This window comes from Paenarthrobacter sp. 22069 (assembly GCF_052046035.1).
In the GTDB taxonomy this organism is placed as follows: Bacteria; Actinomycetota; Actinomycetes; order Actinomycetales; family Micrococcaceae; genus Arthrobacter.
This window is the reverse complement of record NZ_JBQEQF010000005.1, coordinates 118,903-140,452: the sequence shown is the minus strand read 5'-3', so window position 1 is coordinate 140,452 and position 21,550 is coordinate 118,903. Positions and strand designations below refer to the sequence as shown.

22 protein-coding genes and 2 riboswitches are annotated in these 21,550 nt (G+C 66.6%); of the genes, 9 read left to right on the top strand and 13 right to left on the bottom strand.

The features are described from left to right. Positions 1–7 precede the first annotated feature (7 nt). Positions 8–147: riboswitch (TPP riboswitch) on the top strand. Positions 148–214: 67 nt separating this feature from the next. The 6 genes from ACTJK0_RS05725 (at position 215) to ACTJK0_RS05700 (ending at position 6,500) form a co-directional block, all read left to right on the top strand. Next, positions 215–838, top strand: a complete 624-nt coding sequence (locus tag ACTJK0_RS05725; RefSeq protein ID WP_110545330.1) for an ECF transporter S component — start codon at positions 215–217, stop codon at positions 836–838. Then, positions 838–2,382, top strand: coding sequence for an ATP-binding cassette domain-containing protein (locus tag ACTJK0_RS05720; RefSeq protein WP_110545328.1), 1,545 nt, complete (start codon positions 838–840; stop codon positions 2,380–2,382). The genes ACTJK0_RS05725 and ACTJK0_RS05720 overlap by 1 nt, the downstream gene beginning before the upstream one ends. Then, on the top strand, positions 2,379–3,179 hold the full coding sequence (locus ACTJK0_RS05715; RefSeq protein WP_110545327.1) for a CbiQ family ECF transporter T component: 801 nt from the start codon (positions 2,379–2,381) through the stop codon (positions 3,177–3,179). The genes ACTJK0_RS05720 and ACTJK0_RS05715 overlap by 4 nt, the downstream gene beginning before the upstream one ends. Positions 3,180–3,290: 111 nt before the next feature. Next, positions 3,291–4,814, top strand: a complete 1,524-nt coding sequence (locus ACTJK0_RS05710) for a UDP-N-acetylglucosamine 1-carboxyvinyltransferase (protein ID WP_110545325.1) — start codon at positions 3,291–3,293, stop codon at positions 4,812–4,814. Positions 4,815–4,882: 68 nt separating this feature from the next. Then, positions 4,883–6,109, top strand: coding sequence for a glutamate--cysteine ligase 2 (locus ACTJK0_RS05705; protein ID WP_110545324.1), 1,227 nt, complete (start codon positions 4,883–4,885; stop codon positions 6,107–6,109). A 97-nt stretch (positions 6,110–6,206) separates the two neighbouring features. Continuing rightward, positions 6,207–6,500 (top strand): hypothetical protein, encoded by a 294-nt coding sequence (locus ACTJK0_RS05700; RefSeq protein ID WP_440744570.1) that lies wholly within the window; start codon positions 6,207–6,209, stop codon positions 6,498–6,500. A gap of 118 nt (positions 6,501–6,618) precedes the next feature. On the opposite strand, the gene ACTJK0_RS05695 is transcribed toward ACTJK0_RS05700, so the two are convergent. Continuing rightward, positions 6,619–8,040, bottom strand: coding sequence for a DUF222 domain-containing protein (locus tag ACTJK0_RS05695; RefSeq protein ID WP_440744569.1), 1,422 nt, complete (start codon positions 8,038–8,040; stop codon positions 6,619–6,621). A 157-nt stretch (positions 8,041–8,197) separates the two neighbouring features. Here ACTJK0_RS05695 and ACTJK0_RS05690 point away from each other — a divergent pair, with 157 nt between their 5' ends. Continuing rightward, positions 8,198–8,392: a DUF1905 domain-containing protein gene (locus ACTJK0_RS05690; protein WP_181422359.1), complete on the top strand. Its 195-nt coding sequence runs from the start codon at positions 8,198–8,200 to the stop codon at positions 8,390–8,392. On the opposite strand, the gene ACTJK0_RS05685 is transcribed toward ACTJK0_RS05690, so the two are convergent. From ACTJK0_RS05685 to ACTJK0_RS05670, 4 genes are all read right to left on the bottom strand, one after another. Next, positions 8,355–9,563, bottom strand: coding sequence for an O-succinylhomoserine sulfhydrylase (locus ACTJK0_RS05685; RefSeq protein ID WP_110542026.1), 1,209 nt, complete (start codon positions 9,561–9,563; stop codon positions 8,355–8,357). The two genes, ACTJK0_RS05690 and ACTJK0_RS05685, sit on opposite strands and share 38 nt — an antisense overlap. Continuing rightward, a complete protein-coding gene (locus ACTJK0_RS05680; protein WP_440744568.1) occupies positions 9,564–9,974 on the bottom strand; it encodes a rhodanese-like domain-containing protein in 411 nt (136 codons plus the stop codon). It abuts the gene before it with no gap. After that, positions 9,971–10,246, bottom strand: a complete 276-nt coding sequence (locus ACTJK0_RS05675; RefSeq protein WP_440744567.1) for a DUF1737 domain-containing protein — start codon at positions 10,244–10,246, stop codon at positions 9,971–9,973. The genes ACTJK0_RS05680 and ACTJK0_RS05675 overlap by 4 nt, the downstream gene beginning before the upstream one ends. Before the next feature lie 13 nt (positions 10,247–10,259). Next, positions 10,260–10,375: riboswitch (SAM riboswitch) on the bottom strand. 487 nt (positions 10,376–10,862) lie between these two features. Next, the gene (locus ACTJK0_RS05670; protein ID WP_440744566.1) at positions 10,863–11,117 is read right to left on the bottom strand and encodes a hypothetical protein; all 255 of its coding nucleotides are present in this window, start codon (positions 11,115–11,117) and stop codon (positions 10,863–10,865) included. 227 nt (positions 11,118–11,344) lie between these two features. Between ACTJK0_RS05670 and ACTJK0_RS05665 the strand changes: the two genes are divergently transcribed. Beyond that, complete coding sequence (locus ACTJK0_RS05665; RefSeq protein WP_440744565.1) at positions 11,345–12,043, top strand: TetR/AcrR family transcriptional regulator C-terminal domain-containing protein; 699 nt, start codon at positions 11,345–11,347, stop codon at positions 12,041–12,043. A 52-nt stretch (positions 12,044–12,095) separates the two neighbouring features. Here the strand turns inward: ACTJK0_RS05665 and ACTJK0_RS05660 are convergent, their stop codons facing one another. Together ACTJK0_RS05660 and ACTJK0_RS05655 are read right to left on the bottom strand one after the other, a co-directional pair. Next, positions 12,096–12,560: a pyridoxamine 5'-phosphate oxidase family protein gene (locus tag ACTJK0_RS05660; RefSeq protein WP_110542166.1), complete on the bottom strand. Its 465-nt coding sequence runs from the start codon at positions 12,558–12,560 to the stop codon at positions 12,096–12,098. A 60-nt stretch (positions 12,561–12,620) separates the two neighbouring features. Further along, positions 12,621–13,550: an aminodeoxychorismate lyase gene (locus tag ACTJK0_RS05655; protein ID WP_440744564.1), complete on the bottom strand. Its 930-nt coding sequence runs from the start codon at positions 13,548–13,550 to the stop codon at positions 12,621–12,623. Between the two features lie 94 nt (positions 13,551–13,644). On the opposite strand from ACTJK0_RS05655, the gene cls reads away from it, so the two are divergent. Next, positions 13,645–15,120, top strand: coding sequence for a cardiolipin synthase (gene cls, locus ACTJK0_RS05650; protein ID WP_440744563.1), 1,476 nt, complete (start codon positions 13,645–13,647; stop codon positions 15,118–15,120). Positions 15,121–15,141: 21 nt separating this feature from the next. Here the strand turns inward: cls and ACTJK0_RS05645 are convergent, their stop codons facing one another. From ACTJK0_RS05645 to ACTJK0_RS05620, 6 genes are all read right to left on the bottom strand, one after another. Continuing rightward, positions 15,142–16,416, bottom strand: coding sequence for a multidrug effflux MFS transporter (locus tag ACTJK0_RS05645; protein WP_440744562.1), 1,275 nt, complete (start codon positions 16,414–16,416; stop codon positions 15,142–15,144). Positions 16,417–16,518: 102 nt separating this feature from the next. Continuing rightward, entirely contained in the window at positions 16,519–18,606 is a 2,088-nt protein-coding gene (pabB, locus tag ACTJK0_RS05640) for an aminodeoxychorismate synthase component I (RefSeq protein WP_440744561.1), read from the bottom strand. A gap of 73 nt (positions 18,607–18,679) precedes the next feature. Continuing rightward, complete coding sequence (locus ACTJK0_RS05635) at positions 18,680–19,213, bottom strand: low molecular weight protein-tyrosine-phosphatase (protein WP_440744560.1); 534 nt, start codon at positions 19,211–19,213, stop codon at positions 18,680–18,682. A gap of 180 nt (positions 19,214–19,393) precedes the next feature. Next, positions 19,394–20,017: a LysE family transporter gene (locus tag ACTJK0_RS05630; RefSeq protein ID WP_440744559.1), complete on the bottom strand. Its 624-nt coding sequence runs from the start codon at positions 20,015–20,017 to the stop codon at positions 19,394–19,396. Between the two features lie 106 nt (positions 20,018–20,123). Then, complete coding sequence (locus ACTJK0_RS05625; RefSeq protein WP_440744558.1) at positions 20,124–20,942, bottom strand: methyltransferase domain-containing protein; 819 nt, start codon at positions 20,940–20,942, stop codon at positions 20,124–20,126. A gap of 30 nt (positions 20,943–20,972) precedes the next feature. After that, positions 20,973–21,473 (bottom strand): MarR family winged helix-turn-helix transcriptional regulator, encoded by a 501-nt coding sequence (locus ACTJK0_RS05620; RefSeq protein WP_440744557.1) that lies wholly within the window; start codon positions 21,471–21,473, stop codon positions 20,973–20,975. Positions 21,474–21,550 lie beyond the last annotated feature (77 nt).

The following is a 21,550-nucleotide window of genomic DNA, read 5'->3' as shown; positions in this document are numbered from 1 at the left end:
GCAACACTAAAAACGACAGGGGAGCGCCGCCGTCGGCCATCCGGCACCAGCCGGGAACCGCAGGTGGGCGCTGAGAGTGCGGACAGCCGCAGACCCTCGAACCTGATCCGGTTAGTACCGGCGCAAGGGAGTCGAGTTCTCAAAGTGTCGCGGCTGCACGGCTACAGGCCGCCAGCCGGGTCCACTTTCCCCTCCTGTTTCCCAGGAGGATTCAATGAGCACTGCAGCAATCAAGAAGACCACCAGTAAGTCCTGGCGCGTCGTGGACATCGTGGTCGCCGCGCTGGTGGCCATCGCCGGAGGCGTTATTTTCTGGGCCTGGGACCAGGCCGCGGCCGCGGTATCCGTGCCGATGAACGCCGCCTACCCGCCCCTGAACGGCCTGATCGCCGGCGGATGGATGATCCCCGGTGTCCTGGGGATGCTGATCATCCGCAAGCCCGGGGCCGCCCTGTTCTGTGAGACCGTGGCCGCCACGGGCGAGCTCCTCATGGGCTCCCAGTACGGCGCGTCCGTCCTGTTCTCCGGCTTCGTCCAGGGCCTGGGAGCGGAAATCATCTTCGCCATCTTCGTCTACCGCAAGTTCAACCTGCCGGTGTCCCTGCTGGCCGGCGCGGCCGCGGGCCTGTTCTGTGGCCTGAACGACTCGTTCGCGCCGTGGGGCTGGAACATCGCGTACTCCGGCGGGGACAAGCTCGCCTACATCCTGTTCTGCATGGTGTCAGGCGCGGTTATCGCCGGCGCCCTGTCCTGGCTGGCCACCCGGGGCCTGGCGCGCACCGGAGTGCTCAGCTCCTTCGCATCCCGCAAGGCCGCCACGGAGCCAGTCTTCTCCTGATGGCTTCCCAGGACGCCGCCGCGGCGGTCCGCCCCGCCGCCGTTAGCGCGCGCGGCTGGGGCTGGCGGCATGCCGGGCGGACCAGGCCTGCCGTCCATGCCCTCGACCTGGACATCAGCCCTGGTGAGCGGGTGCTGCTGCTCGGTCCCTCGGGGGCCGGGAAGTCCACGCTTCTGCATGCGCTTGCCGGGGTGCTGGGCGACATTAACGACGACGGCGAGGCAGGCGACGCCGACGAGTCCGGTTCGCTGCTCATTGACGGCGCCGTGCCCCGCGCCCAGCGCGGGCGCGCCGGATTGGTGCAGCAGGACCCCGAAACCCAGGTGGTCCTGTCCCGCGTGGGCGACGACGTCGCCTTCGGTGCCGAAAATCTTGCGGTGCCCCGGGACGCTATCTGGGCGCGAGTGCACGAGGCGCTTGCCGACGTCGGCCTCTCCCACCTCCCGCTGGACCACTCGACGTCGGCCCTGTCCGGCGGGCAGAAGCAGCGATTGGCGCTGGCGGGCATCCTGGCGATGCGCCCCGGGCTGATCCTGCTGGACGAGCCCACAGCCAACCTTGACCCGGACGGGGTCCTGGAAGTCCGGGACGCCGTTGCCCGCTGCCTGGACAAGACGGGGGCCACCCTGGTTGTGGTGGAGCACCGGGTTTCCGTATGGAAGGACCTGGTGGACCGGATCGTCGTACTCCAGCCGGGTTCCGCTGCCGACCCTGCCGTGCTCCTGGACGGGCCTCCGGACCGGGTGCTCAGCGACGCCCGCGCCATGCTCGCGGCGGCCGGTGTGTGGGTCCCTGGCTACGTACCGGCTACCCGCGGCCGTTCCGAGGTTCCCGCCCCCGGCACCGGGAACCTCCTGCTGGCCGCCGAACAGCTTGCTGTCTCCCGCGGACGTCCACGCCGCAAGGGCCTCCGCAGGATTCCGGCCGTCCCGGTCCAGGAAGGGTTGGCGGCCCAGGTCCGCGCCGGCCAGGCCCTCGCCATCACCGGTCCCAACGGCGCCGGGAAGTCCACGTTCGCGCTGACTCTTGCCGGGCTGCTGGAGCCCGTCTCCGGGAAGGTTTCCGCCACGCTGGACCTCAGCCGTGGCGCGGGAATCGACCCCTACAACTGGAAGGCCGAGCAACTGATTTCGCGGGTGGGGACAGTGTTCCAGGAGCCGGAGCACCAGTTCGTCACGGGCAAGGTGCTCGATGAGCTGCTGTTCGGCCCCCGGCACCTGGGCCACGGCGAGGACCGGGTTGATGAACTGCTGGAGCGGCTGCGGCTCACCCAACTGGTGGACGCCAACCCCTATACGCTCTCCGGCGGCGAAAAACGGCGGCTTTCCGTGGCCACCGTCCTCGCCGCCAGCCCCCAGGTACTGGTCCTGGACGAACCCACCTTCGGCCAGGATGCCAACACGTGGGCCGAGCTGGCCTCGTTCCTGTCCGAACTGCTGGATGCCGGCACCGCCGTGGTGTCCGTGACCCACGACGCCGAATTCACGGCGGCGTTGGGCGGGGTGGAGCTCCGGATGGCCGCGACGGAAGCGGTGGCGCCATGAGGCAGGAACTCACCCTGGCCGGCAACCGTGCCCTCCTGGCCCGGGCCAACCCCCTGAGTAAATTCGGGGCCGTCCTCCTTATCACGGCGGTCCTGGCACTGTCGATCGACTGGGTGTCGGCCTCCGTGGCCCTGGTCTTCGAACTGCTGCTGTTTCCCTTGGCCGGACTCACCCTGACCCTGCTGTGGCAGCGTGGATGGCCGTTGATCCTCGCCGCCGCCGTGGGCGGGTGGAGCACCTCCATCCTGGCGCCGGACAGCGGAAGGATCCTGCTCGACGTCGGCATCTGGACCATGAGCCAAGGCTCGCTGCAGCTGGGTATCGGCTTCCTCCTGCGCGGCTTTGCCATTGCATTGCCGGCGGTCCTGCTGATGAGCTGCACCGACCCGACGGACCTCGCCGATGCGCTGGCGCAGAAGGCGCGGCTACCGCACCGGTTCGTACTGGGGACCCTGGCCGCGATGCGCTTGGTGGGGCTCATGGCCGAGGAATGGCAAACTATCGGGATGGCACGGCGGGCGCGCGGCGTGGGCTCGCGCGGCAGCGTGGGCCAGCGGGTCAAAGCGACGCTGGGGCAGAGTTTCGGGCTCCTGGTGCAGGCAATCCGCCGCGCGTCCCGGCTCGCCGTAACCATGGAGGCGCGCGGCTTTGGCGGCGGCAACAGGACGTGGGCGCGGGAATCCACTTTCAGCGCCTTGGACCTGGGCGTGGTGGCTGGCGGCGTGGTGATGGCCGGGCTTTCCCTGGCGGCGGCTCTTGCGGCGGGAACGTGGAACATGGTGTGGCTGGGCAGCTGATGGGCCCAGTGCGTGCGTCCCGTATCGCACAGTCCGGGTAAAGCCTTTCCGGCGCGGCTGACGTAGGACCGCTAGCGGAGTGAATAACTCATTTATGATATATTTGTGGTTATGACGCAGGAAACCGCTGAGCACGTTGCCGCCATGCTGAAGGACGCCCGGACCGAGAAGGGCTGGACGCAGGGCCAGTTGGCCGCCGAACTTGGCACCAGCCAAAGTGCCGTCGCCCGGATGGAACAGGGCAAGCAAAACCTGAGCCTGAAGATGATCCAGCGGCTGGAAAACATCTTTGACCGGAGCATCGTCAACGTCGGCAAGCCGCAGATGACGCACCTGCGGGTCGAGGGCGGACGAACCCTGTCCGGCGCTGTGGACGTCAACAGCAGCAAGAACGCCGGCGTCGCACTGCTGTGCGCCAGCCTGATCAACCGCGGCACCACCGTGCTCCGCCGGCTGGCCCGGATCGAGGAAGTCAACCGCATCGTTGAGGTGCTGACCAGCATCGGCGTGGAGTGCACCTGGCTCAACGACACCGACCTGCGCCTCCGCCGCCCCGCGGTCCTAAACCTGGACGCGATGGACGTGGACGCTGCACGGCGAACCCGCAGTGTCATCATGCTGCTGGGACCCCTGCTGGACGAGTCGCGGGAGTACCGCCTGCCCTACGCCGGCGGCTGCGACCTTGGTACCCGCACCGTGGAACCCCACATGCAGGCGTTGCGTGAGTTCGGCCTTTCCGTGGAGGCCACCGCCGGTTTCTATGGCGTCCAGGCACCCCCCGGCGACACCCGGGACCGCTCCTTCGTCCTCACCGAGCGAGGGGATACGGTCACCGAGAACGCCATCATGGCCGCAGCCCACCGGGCCGGGACCACCGTGATACGCAACGCCAGCCCCAACTACATGGTGCAGGACCTGTGCTTCTACCTGCAGATGCTCGGCGTCACCATCGAGGGCGTGGGCACCACCACCCTGAAGATCACGGGCAAGCCTGAAATTGACGCCGAAATCGAGTACTTCCCGTCCGAGGACCCCATTGAGGCGATGAGCCTCATCACGGCCGGCATCGTCACCAATTCAGAGGTCACCGTGCGGCGCGTGCCCATCGAGTTCATGGAGATCGAGTTGGCCACCCTGGGCCAGATGGGGCAGAAGCTCGAGGTTTCGGGCGAGTACATGGCCCGCAACGGGCGCACCCGCCTGGTGGACGTCACCACCAAGCCCTCCGAGCTGCGTGCCCCCGAGGACAAGATCCATCCCATGCCTTTCCCTGGGCTGAACATCGACAACCTGCCGTTCTTCGCCGTGATTGCTGCGAACGCGCAAGGCCAGACCATGATCCACGACTGGGTTTACGAGAACCGGGCGATCTACCTGACCGAGCTGAACCGGCTTGGCGCCCAGGTGCAGCTGCTGGATCCGCACCGGATCTATGTCAACGGGCCCACCAAATGGCGTGCCGCCGAGGTGGGCTGCCCGCCGGCGCTCCGGCCTGCGGCCTGCCTGCTGCTGGCCATGCTGGCCGCACGCGGCGTCTCCGAACTGCGCAACATCTACGTGATCGAGCGCGGTTACGAGGACTTGGCGGAACGTCTTAACACCATCGGTGCAAAGGTGGAGTACTTCCAGGACTGAGCATTCACGCTTCGTCATGAACGGCGGGCCACAGTTCCAATGCCCCGCTGCTGTCGCAGAATGTTCGTATGCGTACATTCGGCGTTGAGGAAGAACTCCTGATCGTAGATCCGGAGTCCGGGGAACCGCTCGCCCTGGCTGACGCCCTCCTCGCCGGCCACCACGTGGCGGCGGATGATCTCCCTGCGGATTCGAACGTCCACCACGGCGGAAACCAAGCGGATTACGACGACGAGATGGGCCTGAGTGCCGAGCTGAAGCTTGAGCAGATCGAGACGCAGACCCGGCCGTGCCTGGACTACGAGCGGCTGCTGGTACAGATCCGGGCTGGCCGGACGCTCGCGGACCAGGCGGCACGGAAGCATGATGCAAGGGTGGCTGCGCTCGCCACCTCACCGCTTGCTTCCACCACGCACACCACGCCCGATCCCCGCTATGCCAGGATGCTGGAGCGCTTTGGACTTACCGCCCAGGAACAACTGACCTGCGGCTTCCACGTCCATACCTACATCGAATCGCCGGAAGAAGGGGTTGCCGTCCTGGACCGCATCCGCGACAAACTTGCGGTGCTGACGGCAATGAGCGCCAATTCGCCGTTCTGGAATGGCGTACCTACCGGATTCGAGAGCTACCGGACGCAGGCCTGGAACAGATGGCCTACAGCAGGGCCTGCAGGCATTTACGGCACCTACGCCGCTTACCGCCGCGTGGTCACCCGACTGCTGGAGACCGGCGTCATGCTCGATGAGGGCATGCTCTACTTCGATGCCCGGCTTTCCCGCAACCATCCCACCGTGGAAGTCCGAGTGGCGGATGTCTGCCTTCGGGCCGAGGACGCCGCTCTGATCGCGGTGCTGGTCCGGGCGCTGGTGGAATCCGCCAGCCGGGAGTGGCGCGAGGATGTCGATCCGGCACCGGTGCCTACTGTCCTGCTGCGGATGGCGTCCTGGCAGGCCAGTAGCGAGGGGCTCAGCGGTGAGCTCCTGGACTTCGGGAACTTCCGGCCCGCTCCCGCGGCGGATGTAGTCCGTTCGCTGGTTGATTACCTGGCGCCGGTGCTGGACGAACAGGGCGAGCTGGCCCTTGCACGGCAGGGTGTGGAGGACATCATCGCCCGCGGAACAGGGGCGGCCGAACAACGCCGTGCACGCGACAAGGCCCTGGCCGGGCCGCCGCCGGAGGACATGGGGTTCGGCGCTGTGGTCCGCCAGGCCGTCCACGTCACCATGCGCGGTTCGCTGGACCTGTCAGAGGTGGGGACAACGCCGGAGCTGCTGCGCGTACGCCAGGCCTGAGACGGTCCTCGCGGACATCCCGCTTGTAAGGGATGGCACGCCGTGCTTAGGTGAGTCATCGGCGGCAGCATGAGCTGCCCTTTCCTTGGGGGATGGAATGACTGGAAACCCGAAGTCGACGTTGTACCGGCGTACTTTGTGGGCAGGAGTGGTCCTGGGCGCTATTGGTCTGTTGATTCTCTTGTTCGCAAATACGTTCATGCAGACGCTGGGCACTCAGACGTTCAACGGTTCAAACGGCTTCTTCTTTGCCCTGACGCAAGTCTATGTATTGGCCGCCCAGGGGTGCCTGCCGTTCTCGGCGGCGCTGATTTCAGCCGCCCTGGTGATGCGCTACCTGGCCTTGGCTTCGCTTCCCACTAAGCAGCAGGCGACAAAACAAACAATGTAGGCCTAAGGGCAGCGATTGTTGCCACCGGCGGAGAGCCGATGATCTATCGCGAAGCAGGCTGAGCGAGAAAACTCTGCCCGCGTGTTCGACCGTGCCCTCCCGAGCTGGCGCTGCGGATTTAGGCAGCGAGGAGCTGCAGAAGTGCTTCCTCCATGAGACTTCGCTGCCCGGGCAGCGTGCCTGGCGGCCAGTGGGTTGGTTCGGGGGTGGGGTGGTCGGGTGTGTAGTGCCGGCCGGTGGGTGAGGTCCAGCCTGGTGGCTCATTCGGGGCCGCGGTATCGGGTACCCACCGGGAGTTGTGTTTGAGCCGGTGATGTTTGTGGCAGAGCTGGGCCAGGTTGCTGATCCCGGTGCTTCCCCCGTCTTCCCAGGCGGTCCCATGGTCGATGTCGTTGTCCGGGGTGTGGTTGCTGCAGCCGGGGAAGGTGCATCTGCGGTCCCGCATCCTGATCCATTGTTTGATGGTCTCTGGGAGCCGGTAGCGGGTGCGGCCGATCTCCAAAGGCGCCCCGTAGCGGGGGTCGACCAGCACCCGGTAAAACGAATCAGCCCCGTCCGCGACCAGTGTCCGGGCCATCGATGCCGGGATGGGACCGAAGCCGTCCAATTCCGCCGGCTCATCCGTGATACCGAGCAGAGCGAACACCGGCACGGTCACCAGGACATCGGCCCGCGGGGTGGGGACCTTCCCAAGCTCAGCGGTATTGCCCTCGCCTAGCAGGAGGGATGCTGCGATGTCGGGGCGGAGTTGGGTGAGGGTGCGGGGTTCGTCGGGGCTTTGGAGTCCGCGGGCGGTGGCGGTGGTGCGGTTCCAGATGGCAGATGCGGTGTGTCCGGGCAGGTAGAGGGAGAGCCAGGCCATGCCGTCGCGGTCGGGGGTGTATTCCATTCGCCGGTCTGCGACTCCTTTGGCGTGGCGCTTTTCGATCGATTCGGGGTGGTGGCGTTCCCGCCACGCACGGACCTTGGCCCGGAACCGGGACGGGATGAGGTCGCCGGGGGTGGCGCCGCGGGCGGGATTGGGTGCGTCGGGGTCGAAGAAGTGCGCCACCAAACCCGCGGCGCCGGCAGGGGTGAGGCCTTCGGTTTCGTCGGCAACAATTCTTGCGTGCTGCCAGGACACGGCCCCCGCCGACAGGGCATCCATCACTGGCGGCAAGCAGGAGACCCGGCGAGACTGGTCCACGAGGGCGCTGGCAGCTGGGGAGCTGATGGTCAGGATCCCGGCGATCTCCTCCACGGCGGACATCTCCGCATAGGTGCGCTCCTGTACGGGGGCGTTCGGGGCAAGCATCGCGTGTTGGATCTGCACGGCGTCGGCAACATCGCGGGCTTTCACCGCGGCGAGCTGGCCCTCGAGCCGTTTCACCACCGCGAGCCGTTCCAGCCGCAGTTCGTACCGACGCTGCAACACGTCCACGTCAGTGCCGCCATGAGCATCGGAATCCAGAACAGCGTCTTCAAGGTCCAGCGCATCAAGGGCAGCAACAGAGGCAGAGATACCCTCCGTCACTGCCCCAACACCGATGCTGATTCCCATACCCACATCATCCAACGAGGGTCCGACATTTGAATCCGACAGGCAGCGGGCAGTGCGCCCAGCAGGCAGTGGAGGCAGCGGCTGCCGCACCCTTTGGACTTATGTCAGGTAGCTGGCCCCATGGCGCCTGCCAGGTGGCCGTGGCATATTCTGCCGCGTGACGCCGTCGTACGTATTTGAGGCTGAACTCTGGTTGCACCCGGGTGAAGCGCCATGGCACTTCCTGACCGTTCCCGCGAACATCGCTGACGAGATCGCGGAAGAAACCTCAGCGCTGGTGACAGCGTCCAAATCCGCCTCGACGTCCAGCCCGGCTAGATCTGCTTCAGTGCCTGTTCCAGGTCGCGGATAAGGTCTTCAGGGTCCTCAAGGCCTACGGACAACCGGACCACTCCGTCGCTCAAGCCGATCGCGGCACGCCCCTCCGGCCCCATGGCGCGGTGCGTGGTGGTGGCGGGGTGGGTGATCAGGGACTTGGAATCGCCGAGGTTGTTGGAGATATCGATGATGCGCAGCCCGTCCAGCAGCGCGAACGCCGCTTCCTTCGCCGAACGCCCGGCGGAAGGAGACAGCTCCAGCGTCAGCACCGTGCCGCCGGCGCTCATCTGCTTTGCCGCCAGGGCGTATTGCGGGTGCGACTTCAGCAGCGGGTACTTCACCCAGCTCACAGCCGGCTGTTCTTCCAGCCACTCTGCCAGCCGCAGGGCCGTGGCGGAGGAATGGTTGACCCGCAGGCCCATGGTTTCCAGGCCCTTGGTCAGGACCCAGGCGTTGAAGGCGGAAAGCGCTGGGCCGGTGTGGCGCATCAGCTGCTTGACCGGGCCGTCGATGAACTCCTTGGTACCGAGGATGGCCCCGCCCATCACCCTGCCCTGCCCGTCGATGTGCTTGGTGCCGGAGTAGACGATGACGTCCGCACCGAGGTCGCCACAGCGCTGCAGCAGGGGAGTGGCAAAGACGTTGTCCGCCACCACCGTTGCACCGGCCGCGTGCGCCAGTTCGCTGACGGCGGCGATGTCCACGATCTCCTGCATGGGGTTGGACGGGGATTCGAAGAAGACGGCGGCGGTGGGCTTGGAGAGTGCCTCCCGCCACTGGTCCAGGTCCGGGCCGTCCACGAAGACCGTCTCCACACCCCAACGGGGCAGGATCTCGTTCAGGATCACAAAGCACGAACCGAACAGTGAGCGGGCGGCCACCACCCGGTCGCCGGCAGCCAGCAGGGCACCAAGGGCAGTGAACACCGCGGACATTCCCGACGCCGTCGCGAAGCATGCCTCAGTGCCTTCCAGCAGCCTGAGCCGTTCCTGGAATGTGGCCACCGACGGGTTGCCGTAGCGGGAGTAGACAAAGCGCTCATCCTCGCCGGTGAATGCGCGTTCGGCTGCCGCGGCGGACTCGTAGACGAAGCCGGAATTCAGGAAGATGGCCTCGGACGTTTCCTGGAAGTTGGTTCGGTCAAGGCCGCCGCGGACGGCCTGTGTGTCGGGGTTCCAGCCGGGGGCGTCTTGGTTGAAGCTCACTTAGTTCTTTCCGAGGTTGGTGGGCAGGCCGCGGTTCTTCCAGCCATTGACGGTACGTTCGCCGTAATGGTCCGGCTCGCCTTCGAAGCCTTCCAGCACGCTGTAGGACGTGAAGCCGGCCTGGGTGGCGGCGGTGGCCGCGGCAATGGAGCGCTGGCCGGAGCGGCACAGGAACACCAGTTCCGCGCTCGGGTCTTCCGGCGCCTGCTCCTTGAGGTCCTGGACGAAGCGCGGGTTGGGGATGCCGCCGGGGAAGGTCCATTGGATGAACAGCGGATCGTTGTCCGTGGCCTTTGTGTCCGGGATGCCGATGTGGGCCCATTCGCCCTCCGTGCGGACGTCCACCAGGATGGCGCCCTGCTCCAGCTTGGCCCAGGCTTCCTCCGGGGTCAGGTCTCCTGCGTAGCTCATGCGTGCCCCTCGCCGTCGAATTCGAGGTCTCCAGCGGCGTCGAGCTGGTCCACGGCGGTGGCCACGGCGGCATCTGCGGAAGCGATCGCTGACGGAAGGACGATCGCCTGCGCCACGATCACGCTGGTGCCGTTGAAGGTTGCAGCCGGGCTGCCGTGCAGCACGTAGCCTTCGGCAAGGGCGTTGGAGATCCGCTCACAGAATTCACGGTTGTCCGCGCCGCTGATAAGGCGGTAGGACAGTCTTTCCTCGGGGGCAGGTGCGTCAGACATGACGGAACTCCTTCTTTCACGCTTGCAGCTCGAATCGGTCGATATGCCGAGTATTCACCTGAGGCACCCCGCCGCGAAAGGGAGGGTTGCCGACCGGCCAGTCAGGGCTTCACACCGGTACTCATTACTCCCCAAAAACGTAACACCTGCCGCGAAAACCCGCATCGCCGCCGTCGTCATGTTCCGTAATTCAGCAGGCGCCCAAGGCGATAAGGTTCCTAGGGTGGGGCACCCCCGACGCCAGAGCAATGAGTGCCGGGGGGGGGGGTTCTTGTCAGCATCCGGGGAAACACGTCGCACCCCGCGGTCCGCCGCAGCCGTCCACGTTCCCTCGTCTCCGTGGTGGCCGGGCTCCTCATCAGCCTTCTGGCCCTGGTGGGCCTGGCAGCTGCAGCCGATGCAGGTGCGGCGCAAGCCGATGCCGCCCGGCAGCTGCGGGCGCCCCTGACCGGGAAAACCATGGCTCGGGGCGGCGCTCGAATGGGGCGAGGACACCGCTGCCGGCTTCAGCGACGGGCTAGGCGTTCAGGACGAAAAATGCTGTGGCACGCAAGTGCCACAGCATTAAATCATGTTCCGAGGGCCGGCCGGAGCCCTTACGGAGAGGGCCGGAGTTTCAAGACAGCCGCGGGTAGCTGCTCAGGATGTAGTCGGCCGCGGCAGGGCCCTTCATCCGAAGCCCGTTGTGGCGGAGTGAAACCTTGTGCTTCATGGCTGCCCAGAAATTCGATTCGGGGCCGGGTGCCTGCTGGTTGATGAAGCACCAGCTCGTGTAAAGCCCATAGAGGCGGTCACGGTCCAGGTTGGATCCTGAGACCTGGTCAAAGTGGGTAGCTTCCTGCAGGAAGATGTCGAACTGCGAATGTGCCATTGCGGCTTCCCTTCGCTCAGTGCTCGGTGCCACCGTTCGGCTACAGCAGCGGTATCCCGTGTCCTGCACAAGGACAGCGGTTCATAAACACCATGCCGTCCACAAGAACGGAACCAGGGACGCTCTCACCGTATGTCTACGCTGTAGACTTTACCTGTAGACTACAGATACGGCAAGCGACTGGAGTAATCGCTTCCGTGACCCGCCCGGCATTCAGGATGGACAACATGGCTTCCCCAAAAACCGTCACAACAGCCAGCCGCAAGGCCAGGCTGAGCCGGGACGTGGTGCTGGCGAAAGCCTTGGAAGTCGTGGACGCCGAAGGGCTCGATGCACTGACCATGCGCCGGCTGGGACAGGAGCTTGGCCGGGACCCGATGAGTCTTTACCGGTACGCCGAAAACCGCGCAGCCCTGCTGGACGGCGTGTCTGAGCTCGTGCTCAACCAACTCACCATCCACCCGGAGGACCCGGACTGGAAGGCGCAGCTGCGCAACATCGCGCATAACCTCCGCCAGCTGGCTCTGGAGCACCCCAATGTGGTGCCGTTGCTGGTCACCCGGCCGCTCTCCACGCCGCTGGGTCTGCGCCCGCTGGGCACGCTCCGGCCCTTGGAGCAGATTCTTTCCCTGCTCGCGGCAGCGGGATTCGAACCGTCAGATGCGCTTCATGTGTACCGGGCCTACTACGGCTTCCTGTATGGGCACATCCTGAACGAACTGCAGGAGTACGTGGTGGACCCGGAAGAGAACGAGGTGCTGCTGCGCCTGGGGCTCCACCGCCTGCCGGCCAAGGAATTCCCCAGGCTCCGCACGCTGGCACCCGCACTCGCAGAGTACGACGGCGCCATGGAACTAGACCAGGGACTGACCATCCTGCTGTCCGGCCTGGAAGCACAGCTGACCCGTCAGGCCTCCCGGGTCTGACGGCCGCAGACTGTTCACAAGCAGCCTGTTCACATACGGCCGGGCGCCAGGATTACTCGAACGACGCCCGTCGCCGGTCCTGGGCCCGGGTGTTCCAAACGTCCGGCCGGTTGACCTTGAACCGGCGCCCGGTCAGCGCCTTGGCGTTGAGCCGCACATAATGTGCCTTTTCACCGGGCTGCCAGGGCTCGAGGCCGAGGCTGTCCACGGCGTCCTTTTCGGCCTGGTCCTCGATGATCTCGGTATCGCCCCGTGCCACAACGCTCCACGCTACTTCGGTGGCGGGATCGTACCCGTCGATCTCCAGCGCCGCGGCCCGTTCCATGGTGGCTCCCCAGAGCTTGGAGCCTGGTGCCGTGCGGAACGCGATGCTGCGCCTATGGACAACGTAGTTGACGGGAAAGATCTCGGGATGGCCGTCCACGACGATGGCAAGCCTGCCCACGATATCGTCGGCGAGGAGTTCCCAGCAGTCGTCAAAGGACAATTTTTCGATCGGCACGTTTTGCGGGTCCATGGTCCACACCTTACGGGTGATACTCCAGCGGGAAAAGGGACGGCGTGCCCTGTCGCACGCCTAGTGGATACCGGCGAAAAGTGCGCTCAACTCAGCTGTCAGTTCCTTCTGAAGCGAGGGCGTGCCGATCTGCTTGCCGTCGATCGTGTTGACGGGCGCCAGCAGGCGGACGCTGGAGATCAGCCAGACGGCATCCGCGTCCAGGAGGTCCTGCGGTTCCAGGGGGCCGTAGCCCAATTCCCAGCCGGCCGCCTTCGCTGCGGTGAACAGCGCGCCCTGGGACGTCCCGGGAAGGATTCCGCTGTCCAGCTGTGGCGTGATCAGGCGTTTGACCCGGGTGCCGGTGCCGGACTCTTCCACGTGCGCCAGCAGCACGGTGGACGTGGGGCCTTCCAGGACGCGGCCATTGGAGGACAGGAAGATTACGTCATCCGCACCCTGCTTGTGGGCGTAGCGGAGGGCGGCCATGTTCACGGCGTAGGACAGCGTCTTCGCACCCAGGAGCAGCCAGGGCGCACGCTCGGCAACGTCGCTGTCATAGCCGCGGTCCAGGAAGATCACGTCGATGCCCGTCTCCCGCTGCCGCCGGCCGGCAGCACCCGCGGGAGAGGCCTGGACCCACGCGGTGGGGGCGGGAGCGCCCTCGACGCCGCGGCTCACCACCAGCTTGACCACCAGCTCGTCCGTGGCGGGGTTTGCCGGCGGGTTCTCCGAGCGGTGCCGGGCAACAGCGGCCGCAATGGCGCGCCGCCAGGCGTCCTGGCCCGGGATGTCCAGGTCAAGGGCCTCGGCGGAGCTTCCGAGCCGGTCCAGGTGGGCCTGCATCTTCCGGACCTCGCCTCCCACGGCCAGCATGGTTTCGAAGACGCCGTCGCCCCGCGTGACCCCGAGGTCCGTGACCAGCAGCTGGGGTTTGGACGCATCCGCGACGCGGCCGTCAGGGAAATCAGGGTCGAGGAAAACGAGAACCACGGGGGCTGGAGAGGTCATGGCACCAGCTTAGTGCGGCGCCGCGGATAAGCTGGGCGTAGTGCCCCGGCCGGAAACCGTCCTCCGGAGCCTAATCGCTCCGGGAGTTATTGACGTGTTGTGGCCTTTTTCGCTTGCCGGCACCGCGCCGACGTGGGTTGTGGTGCTTCTGGGCTTCGCGGACCTTGCCATCCGGGTCCTGGCGCTGGGCATCATCCCTGGCAACAGGCGCCCCACCACCGCCATGGCCTGGCTGCTGGGCATCTTCTTCATCCCGTTCGTGGGCATCGTCTTGTTCCTGCTGTTCGGCAACTTCCAGCTCTCAAGCCGGCGCCGGGCGCAGCAGGAGCAGGTCAACGACCGGGTGCGGTCAGGAATCAGCGCCCTCTCGGAAGTTGAAAGCGACTATCCCGGCCCGGAGTGGGTGAAATCCGCGGCTGAACTCAACCGCACGCTGGGTTCGCTGCCCATGGTGGACGGCAACACCGTGGACCTCATCCCCGGCTACCCGGATTCCATCCTGGCGATGACCAAGGCCGTCCGGAAGGCGAAGAAGTTTGTCAACGCCGAGTTCTACATCATGAGCTCGGACCACGTCACCAATGACCTGCTCACCGCCATGGAGGAAGCTGCGGAACGCGGCGTGGAAGTGCGCCTGCTGTTCGACCACATCGGGACGCTGCGCATCAAGGGCTACCGGAGGCTGCTCCGGCGCCTCAGGGCGGGCAAGATCCAGTGGAAGCGGATGCTTCCCCTGCTGCCCATCCACGGCCAGTGGCGCCGGCCGGACCTGCGCAACCACCGCAAGATCATGGTGGTCGACGGCGAAATTGCCTTCACGGGGTCCCAGAACCTGATCGAGCCCTCCTACAACAACCCCCGGCACCGGAAGGCGGGCCGCGAATGGGTGGAGCTGATGGCATGCCTGCGCGGCCCCATCGTGACCACCCTGAACGTCGTCTTCGCCACCGACTGGCTCAGCGAAACCGATGAGTCCCTGGAACACCAGCTGCAGCTCCCGGCGAACCCGGAACCGGGCGACGTCACTGCCCAGGTAGTGCCCAGCGGCCCCGGGTTCATCACCGAAAACAACCTCCGCCTTTTCAATACGCTGATCTACTCCGCACAGCACCGGATCTCCATCTGCAGCCCCTACTTCGTTCCGGATGACTCCCTGCTCTACGCCATCACCACCGCCGCGCAGCGTGGCGTGGACGTGGAGCTGTTCGTCTCCGAAAAGGGCGACCAGTTCCTGGTGCACCACGCCCAGCGGTCCTACTACGAGGCCCTCCTGGAAGCCGGCGTGCGGATCTACCTCTACAAGGCCCCGTTCGTGCTGCATGCCAAGCACTTCACCATCGATGACGAGGTGGCCGTCCTGGGGTCCAGCAACATGGACATGCGCTCGTTCTCGCTGAACCTGGAGGTCTCCGTGATGCTCCTGGGCGAGGACATCGTGAACAAGATGCGGGCGGTGGAGGACACCTACCGGGACATTTCCCATGAGCTCAAGCTGGCGGACTGGCTCAACCGGCCGCTCGCCGCCAGGTACGTGGACAACGTGGCCCGGCTGACGGCCACGGTCCAGTAGCCGGTCCAACCCCCACGCCGCCTAGTCTTCGGCACCCACCCGCTGGCCGTCGTCGCGCCCTGCATGCTCCGGCCACCCGCCGTTGCGGTAAGCGGGTGTTCCCAGGGCGAGCACCATCACCGCCAGGGCGCAGCTGCCGGTCATGACGCCGGCCATGGACAGCGAGGTGCCGCCGAGGACCCCCACCAGGGGGCTCACGAGCCCTGCGACGCCGGACTGCAGGGCGCCGATAACGGCTGCCGCCGTCCCGGCCATGTGGCCGTAGTTGTGCAGGGCCAGCACGGAGGCGTTGGCCGGAATCATTCCCTGGGCCGACAGGACCAGCCACAGGGCGGCCACCAGGCCCAACGCTCCGCCGGCGCCCGTGGCCACCACAGTGAGCAGCAGCAGGGCAAGGCCCAGCTGGACCAGGAGGGCGGTGCGCAGGAGGCGGACCGGCGGGAACTTCCGGACCAGGGCGGCATTGAGCTGGGCCGAGAGGACCAGGGCGGCGCCGTTGAGGGCGAAAACGAGGGCGAACTGCTGGGCGGTGAGGCCGTATTCGTTCTGGAAGACGAAGGGTGAGCCCACCACGTAGCTCATGATCAGCGCCAGCCCCAGCCCCGGAATGACGGCCAGGGCCATGAAATGCCGGTCCCGGAGCAGCGACCAATAGGCCCCGGCCACATGCCTGGGGTTGCCCGGGCTGCGTCTGTCCCCGGGGAGGGTCTCCGGCATGAACCCCAGGACGATGGCCACCAGGACCACTCCGATGAGCGCCAGCGCGTAGAAGACCGCGCGCCAGTTCCAGGCGCCGGCGATGGCCTGGCCCACGGTGGGGGCCAGGAGCGGTGCCACGCCGATCACGAGCATCAGCCGGGACAGCAGCTGGGCCGCCGCGGACCCGACGAAACGGTCACGGATCACGGCGAGTGCCACCACTGCCGCGGCTGCATTGAAGAAGCCCTGCAGCACGCGCAACCCGGTGAGCGTTTCGATGTTCGGCGTCATGGAGCAGAGCAGCGAGATGGCCACGTGCAGCGAGATGCCGATGACCAGCGGAAGGCGCCGCCCGAACCGGTCCGAGAACGGGCCGATGACCAGCTGGCCCACGCCGGCGCCGACGAGGGTTCCGGACAACGTCAGCTGGGCGGCGGTCTGCGTGGTGTGGAGGTCGGCCTCCACGGCGGGCAGGGACGGCAGGTACATGTCCGTGGTGAGGGCCGGAAGCGCAGCCAGGGCACCGAGCATCAGGACGTACTTGATGCTCCGCGGTGCCCTATTGCTGGGGTTGTGGGGACGGGACGAATCCGGCACGCGGCAAACCTCACTCGTGGCGCTGGGGATTACCGCCGCGTGGCTTGAGCGGTTCAGCTGACGCTCTGGAGCCTACCCCCGGCCCGGTCCGCCTAAACGGCGTCAGTCTTCCGGAAAGGCAGCGCCCAGGGTTGAGAGGACGCCGTAGGCCTTGGTCCGGATTTCCTCGTATTCGTCGTCCGCCACAGAGTCCGACGTGATGGCACCGCCGACGCCGAGTGAGAGTTCAGCCGTTCCGTCACCTGCTGCATCGATCACCAGCGTCCGGATGGCGACGGCGAGATCGGCCGCAGCGTTGAGCGAAAAGTAGCCGATGGCACCCGAGTAGAGCCCGCGCGGCCCGGCCTCCAGCCGGTCAAGGATGGCCATGGTGCTGATCTTGGGCGCACCGGTCATGGAACCTGCCGGGAAGCAGGCAGCCACGGCCTCGGCCCGTGGCGCACCGGGGCCCAGGCGGGCGTCGATGGTGCTGACCATCTGGTGGACCGTGGCGTAGCTTTCGATGGCGCACAGCCGGCTTACGGTAACCGAGCCGGGTTCGGCAAAATGGCTGAGGTCGTTGCGCAGCAGGTCCACGATCATGATGTTCTCGGCCCTGTCCTTCAGCGACGTCGCCAGGTCCGTGCGCAGCCGGTGGTCCTCCTCCGGATCGGCAGCCCGGCGCCTGGTGCCCTTGATCGGCTCGGCGCGCATGCCGCCGTCGGACGCGATTTTGAGGAACCGCTCCGGCGAGGTGCTGGCCACGGCCAGGCTGCCCAGCCGCAGGTAGCTGGCGAACGGGGCCGGGTTCCTGGTGCGCAGCGCAAGGTAGGTGGTCCAGGGATCCAGCGAACCCGCCTCAATCCGGGCTTCGAGGGTGGTGGTCAGGCAGACCTCGTAGCTGTTGCCCTGGGTGATCTGGTACTGGGCGGCCGCAATCTTCTCCCGGTAAGCCGCGCCAGAATCCCTGCTCCGGAAGGTGGGCGCTGCGGGACGTACGACGCCGGTGCTGCCGCCGGCTTCCGCTGCCAGGTCCGCCTTTTGGGCGGCCGTGTCCGCCGCGGCGCGGACCGCCTCCCGTGCCTCCGCCAGCCATTCGTCCGCATCCGGTGCCTCCAGAGCCAGAAGCCAGGCCTCGCCGTCGGCGTGGTCCAGCACCACGGCCCTGCCGGCGAAGATCAAGGCGGCATCGGGAGTGGAGGCGGTCAGGTCACTGCCACCCGTTTCGCGTTTCAGCTCGTAGCCCAGGCATCCCAGCCAGCCCAAGGTGAACTCGCCGGGGTAGCCGTCCGGCGTGCGGACGGCCCGGCGGCCCCAGACGGTGTCCAGCCAGCGGAAGAAGGGGCCCGGGACGTTCGCCGTGGATGAACCTGCGCTGATCCGGCTGACGCCCCCGCGGTGGGTGACGAACTGCCCGAACATGCCGCCGTCGTCCGCCATGATGCTGAACCTACTGCGCTCCGCCGCCATCAGTGCTTCGCGGCCTGCGCCGTCCTTTCCGCTGCCCGCATTGGAGGAGTCCAGCCAGACGGCGTTGGCCGAGCTCCCGTACAACCGATGGAACAGCTCCGGCGCGTCAGGTGCGGCCGTGAGGCGCTCGGCGCGGAGGCGGAGCCCGCGGCGGGCGGACAATTCCGGCGCGAGCACCGGGGCCAGGACGGGCAGGAAGGGGAGGAGCCGCAGGACATCCGCCGGGGCCGAACCGTCGGCCAGGTTCTGGACACGGAGGTCCGCATGGCCCGGCACATCATCCAGGCCCAGCCACTCTTCCTCCTGGGCAGCCCATTGGTCCCAGTAAGGCTCATAGGTGGCACCATCCCGGTCCAGGGCACGTGTCCGCCGGATATCGTCCGGGGATTCGGCCCAGATCACCGCGTCCAGCAGGGGACGTGCCGCTTCCGCCGCGGCCCCAACGCCTTCCACGATGACGATCTCCGCGGGCAGCGTTACCCGGGCGTCGCCGTCGTAATGGTTCTCCCAGTCCCAGCTGGTCCAGGTGGCTGCCTCGCCGCGGCTCAGGGGCGTCAGGACGGTGGAAACGTAGCGCTCGATGCCCGCCGCGAGGCCGTCCCAGCCGGGGTAGATATCTTCGAGATGGAACAGGGAGACCCTGTGGTGTGCGCGCAAGGTGGCCGCAAGCTCGACGGCGAGGGTGGTCTTCCCTGCGCCGGAGCGCCCGTCGACGGCGATGATGACGGGGGCTGGGCTCATGGACTAGAGCGTACCGTTTTCCTCCGCACGGTTTCACCCCGGCGGTACGGGCTGCCGGGAGGGGCGCCGGGCCCTAATGCGGCTGGAGCTGTGTGTTCTGCCGGACTGCTGTCCTGATGTGCTCCACCAATCCTGGAAGGGCGGAGTGGATCTGGTGCCAGACGGCGTCGAAGTCTGCGTGGCCGCCGTACCAAGGGTCCTCGATGCCCTGGTCCAGCCGGTCCCTGCCGGCCATGGCGGGATCAAAACTGCGCAGCATCCGGATCTTGTCCAGGGATTCCTGGTCCGGTGCCGCTTCGCTGAGCCAGGCGTAGTGGTCGATGTCCAGAGCCAGGATCAGGTCGCGCTCGCGGAACCAGTCATTCTCCCACTCGCGCGCCACGTGGTGCTCGGACGCCAGCTGGGTAGCGGCGAGCCGGCGGCCGGCGCGTGGATCGATGGGTCGGCCGGCCTCGTATCCGGTGGTGCCGGCGGAGTCCACCTCCACCAGCCCGTCAAGGCCCTCGCGTTCAAGTGCCGCCTTGAGCATGAGCTCGGCCATGGGGGACCGGCAGATATTGCCTGTGCAGACAGTGATGACGCGGTATGCGCTCGACGTTGAGTCCATGCCTCCAAGCATGCGCGCATCCAATCCTCTTGGCTAGCCGTCGGTTCACATTGTTTTACAGCCTTGTAAAGATGCATGACTGGCGCTGATATGGGTACGTCCCACGTTGGTGCCCGTGCTGGCTGCGCGGCTTCAGCGGTTGCATTTTGGGTGGTTCAGCAGTTCCAGCGGGGCCGCCGGTCAGTGGATCAGGGCCAGGAGGATGCCGACAGCCACGAACAGGACGCCGAACACCCTGCTGAGGACCATTTGCCCCCGGTCCGTGGTGGTGAAGCGATGGAACGACTTTGCGGCGGCGGCAAAGAAAAACCACATAACCAGGATGTCGATGGCCACGATGGTGGCGGTCAGAACCGCATACTGCGCGACCAGGGGCTGATCGGGGCGGATGAACTGCGGCGTGAAGGCAAGGAAGAATACGATCGCCTTGGGATTGAGCAGGTTCACCCAGAAGCCGCGCCGGAAAATGGACCAGGCGGGCTCGTTGCTCAGCGTGGCGGCCTGCTCCTGGGCGGCGGCTGGCTTGCTGAGGAACTGGCGGATGCCCAGGTAGACCAGATAGGCCGCCCCGGCGTAACGGATCACGTTGAAGGCCATGGGCGAGCTGGCCACGAGCACGCCGACGCCCAGGGCCACAATCAGCACGTGGACAATGAGGGCTGTCTGCTGGCCGAGGATTCCCCAGATGGAGCGCCGGAACCCGGCGTTGAGGGAATTGCTCATGGTGTTGATGGCCCCGGCGCCAGGGGTGAAGCTGATGAGGGCGCCGGCACCCGCAAGGGCCAGCCACAGGGAAAATTGCACTCATCAATCTTACGGGGGCCTCTGCAGGGCCCCCGTCACCGGCAGTTCCATGCTTTGAATGCATCCGGTGGTCCCGGTTGCACGGCAGGCCAGGGCGACGGCGGTCCTACGCCCTGGCGATCACCTCGCCGTTGGGAATCAGGAACCAGCCGTCGTCCGTGGAGCCCCAGCGGTGCCAGCCGGCCGAGATCCTGGCAAGGCCGGCGGCGTCGGCGAACCCGTATTCCAGGGCCTGTTCCGCGAATGCCGAATGCAGCACCCGCTCACCCCAGACGCGCGCCTGCCAGCGGCGCTGCTGCGCCGTGGCGTACAGCCAGTTGCTGCTGCTGGGTGCAACGTCGGTGAAACCGGCAGACTGGGCCCAGCTGACCAGGCGCCGCCCGGCGTCGGGCTCTGCTCCGTTGCGGCGGGCGATCCGCTGGTACAACTCCATCCACTCGTCCAGTTCCGGGATGGCGGGGTACCAGCTCATGCCGTGGAAATCGGCGTCGCGCACCGCCACGATGCCGCCCGGCTTGGCGACGCGGCGCATCTCGCGGAGCGCCTCCACGGGGTCGGTCAGGTGCTGGAGCACCTGGTGTGCATGGACGACGTCGAACGTTCCATCCGCGAAGTCGAGGTCGTAGATGTTGCCCGCCACGAATTCAACGTTCGGTACTTCGCGCTCGACAGCCAGGGCCTTTGCCTGGGCAATAATGTCCGGCGAACGGTCCAGGCCGGTGACTTTGCCTGGGCTGACCAGGGCGGCGAAATCGCAGGTGATGGTGCCGGGCCCGCAGCCAACGTCCAGCAGCGAGGCTCCAGGCGTGAGGTAGGGGAGGACGAACGCCGCCGAATTCTCGGCGGTCCTGGCGGCGTGGGCGCGGACCACCGATTCATGGTGGCCGTGCGTGTAGACGTCTTCTTCAGGCTGCTGCGCACTCATAACCAAACGCTACTCCCTGTCCGGGGAAAGCTATTCGGATTCAGTCCTTGCGGCCACGGTGGCTTCGGTCATCGCGGTCATGAACCGCGTGACGATATCCAGCTCTTCTTCGGAGAACCCGGCCATGGCGCTTCCCATGTGCTGGGCGAGGGGAGCGAAGATGGCCCCGCCCTCCCGGAAGGCCTTGGGCGTCATCTTCAACTGGACCTGGCGCCGGTCCGTGCTGTGCCGCTCCCGCACCACGTGGCCGGAGCTGTCCAGCCTGTCGATCAGGGCGGTGGTGGCGGGAGAACTCAGGTTCAATTCCTTCCGCAGCAGTCCGGGAGTCACCACGTTGCCCCGTGCCGTGTGCCGCATGATCACTGCCAGGGCATTCATGTCCGTACGGTGCATGTCCTTGCGGTCACCGGCGGCGTCCACGTACCGGTTCGCCTCGATGGTGAACTCCTGCAGGATCCTGAGCAGGGGATGGCCAAACTCCGGCCCCGCCTGCTCGAGGGGGGATTGCCGGGGAGGGTTCGTGCCCGCCATCTCCACCTCCTGCCTTTGGTTCCCGGCCATTTTCTGCTCCGGCGTCCTGACGGATATTACTCCAGGGCCGGGCCTTT